This is a genomic window from Gilvimarinus sp. 1_MG-2023 (assembly GCF_030548285.1).
On the sequence record NZ_JAUOSC010001587.1, the window covers coordinates 1 to 241 of the forward strand.

The following is a 241-nucleotide window of genomic DNA, read 5'->3' on the forward strand; positions in this document are numbered from 1 at the left end:
GTTTGGATCAGTTGTTCGTGAGACTCACCGAGTGCTTTGCGCAGACGACGAATATGCACGTCAACGGTGCGCTCTTCAACGTACACATTACCACCCCAGACTTGATCGAGCAGCTGGGCTCGGGAGTAGGCCCGTTCCTGGTGGGTCATGAAAAACTGCAACAAACGATACTCCGTAGGGCCGATGTCAATCGGGTCGCCATGAGCGGTAACGCGATGGCAGACCGGGTCCAGCATCAGGC

The 241-nt window shown here is 56.4% G+C and carries 1 protein-coding gene; it reads right to left on the reverse strand.

The window, feature by feature from the left end; genetic code table 11:
• On the reverse strand, positions 1 to 241 hold a 241-nt coding region (locus tag Q4563_RS22150; RefSeq protein ID WP_303606073.1), incomplete at both ends, for a winged helix-turn-helix domain-containing protein.